This window comes from Devosia sp. A369 (assembly GCF_054489345.1).
The window spans coordinates 1-2,419 of sequence record NZ_JBTMWV010000048.1 but is presented as its reverse complement, the minus strand read 5'-3'; the positions used below and the strand labels follow the sequence as shown (position 1 = coordinate 2,419).

At 58.9% G+C, this 2,419-nt stretch carries 3 pseudogenes; 2 read left to right on the top strand and 1 reads right to left on the bottom strand.

From position 1 onward, the window contains the following. Nucleotides 1-130 precede the first annotated feature (130 nt). Nucleotides 131-244 (bottom strand): annotated as a pseudogene (locus ACX3OZ_RS20790) (IS110 family transposase); the annotation flags it as partial. A gap of 70 nt (nucleotides 245-314) precedes the next feature. Here ACX3OZ_RS20790 and ACX3OZ_RS20785 point away from each other — a divergent pair. Both ACX3OZ_RS20785 and ACX3OZ_RS20780 read left to right on the top strand, forming a co-directional pair. After that, nucleotides 315-1,325: pseudogene (locus tag ACX3OZ_RS20785) on the top strand (IS3 family transposase); the annotation flags it as partial. Nucleotides 1,326-1,444: 119 nt separating this feature from the next. Continuing rightward, nucleotides 1,445-2,086, top strand: a pseudogene (locus ACX3OZ_RS20780) (alpha/beta hydrolase); the annotation flags it as partial. Nucleotides 2,087-2,419: the final 333 nt, after the last annotated feature.

Below are 2,419 nucleotides of genomic sequence, written 5' to 3'. Positions count from 1 at the left end.
ACGGTATAGATCCCCAACCCTCCTGCAAGCGTCGCAGAAGGAAGATAGGTGGCCGACTTTTACGCCGCCCGAAGCGGGACTATCCCGCCGCTACCGTGGACTAATTTTGCACCGCCGCTCTCACCAAATTTATAAGGCCTTCGCGCCGCATGCGCCGACGCATCACAACTTGCCCAGTGGCATCGAAGCCGGCCAAACTGCAACTGTTCTTTCCAAGGTCGATACCCAAAATTGCGATCTGCATTGCTCTGCTCCTTCTTGCTCGATTGATCCTGGGCAATGATGCGCCAGGAAGGAGGGGCGAGCCATTCCATAAGCATGATCGCGGATGGGGACGAGCCAGAATGAGGTATCCCGCATTCGAAAAGCTCGAGATCATCAGACTGGTCGAGCAGTCGCGCCTGCCGGCGAAACGCACCCTGGACCGACTGGGCATCCCACGGCGGACCTTCTATCGCTGGTATGATCGCTATCTCGGTGGCGGTCCTGAGGGGCTGGAGGATCGACCCTCGGCACCGAGCCGGGTGTGGAACCGCATCCCAGCTGCCATCCATGACCAGATCATCGAGATGGCGCTGGAGCAGTCCGAACTCTCGCCTCGGGAACTGGCGGTGCAGTTCACCGACGAAAAGGGTTACTTCGTCTCCGAAGCCAGCGTTTACCGGCTTCTCAAGGCCCACGATCTGATCACCAGCCCGGCCTATGTGGTGATCAAGGCGGCGAACGCGTTCCATACCAAGACTACCCGGCCCAACCAGATGTGGCAGACCGACTTCACCTACTTCAAGATCATCGGCTGGGGCTGGATGTATCTGTCCACCGTGCTCGACGACTTCTCGCGCTACGTCATCGCCTGGAAGCTGTGCAGCACCATGCGGGCCGAGGACGTTACCGACACGTTGGACATGGCGCTGGCAGCTTCAGGGTGTGACCAGGCCCATGTGCATCACAAACCCCGCCTGCTCAGCGATAATGGCCCGAGCTACATCGCCGGCGAACTGGCCGATTATATCGAGGCGCAGGCCATGAGCCATGTTCGGGGCGCTCCAATGCATCCCCAGACGCAGGGCAAGATCGAACGCTGGCACCAGACCCTCAAGAACCGCATCCTGCTGGAGAACTACTTCCTGCCCGGCGACCTCGAGGCCCAGATCAGCGCCTTCGTCGAGCATTACAACCACCGGCGCTATCACGAGAGCCTCGATAACGTAACACCGGCCGACGCCTACTTCGGCAGGGCCGCAGCCATCATCACACAACGCGAAAGGATCAAACGCCAGACTATCCAACATCGCCGCTTGCAGCACCGCAAGCTCGCCGCTTAACATCACCCAAAAGACGAGACCGACACTCCGATAATCCGCGATCCAATCTGAGCCAAATGATCTGACGACGGACAGCTGAGGCATCTGGCGCGGCGGCGCCGTGGGCGCTATTTGTTCACGGCATCGGCGGCCGCAGACAAAATGGCTACCGTTTCCTCCCGACATTTCACGATGCCGGACACCCGGTCTTGATGATCAGTTATCGCGGTGACGGCGGTTCGCCCGTCGACCCTAGCGGGCTCTATGCATTTGGCCTTACCGAATGGCCAGACCTTGAGCGCGCCGTTCGCTACGCTTTGAAAAATGGGGCGCCGTCCGTCATTTTGATTGCTGAGTCGATGGGCGGCGGCATCGTCGGTCAGTTCATGCTTCACTCGGAACAGAGTGAAGCGATTTCTGCGATTGTCCTTGATGCCCCTGCCCTTAGTTTCGACGCCATCCTGACCGACCAGATCGAGAAGATGCATTTACCACTCGCCCCGATCCTGGCGCGGGGTGCTCTGCTCTTTAGCGACTGGTTCTCACCAGTTTCTCTTGGGAAGGCGGAAACCACGGACGCGCTCGCACGCCTGGATAGACCGTTGTTTTTGTCTCACGGATTCATTGACCAGATCGTGCCGATCGGCAGCAGTGATCGTCTCGTCGCAATGCGCAGCGCTCCGACGTCCTACCTCCGCACTGCAGCGGATCACATCCAGTCTTGGAAGCTCGATCCATCGCTGTATGAAGCAAGCCTCCGGGCGTTTCTGTCAACGCTGTAAGGCCGCCCGCTAGTAAACTCGTGAGGAAGGTGTCGAACGCTGGTTCAGCGCAAAGAGAGGCCAGCGAGGCCTACATTCGACGGCAACGACCTCTTGCAGTTCGGCATCTCTATCGCGGAAAGCTGCGGCGTGACGGCAAAGCGGCGTTCGAAAGCAGGGGCACGGCGGCGAAAAACTGCTCTACGACGGATTTTAACGAGAGCCCGTATGTGAATAGCCCCGCGTTCTGTAGACACCTTCGGGGTTAGGTTTGGTGTCGTCGCTCGAACTCGACAGGTGAGAGCATACCATTGCGGGCGTGCTTGCGGGTCGGGTTGTAGAACATCTCGATGT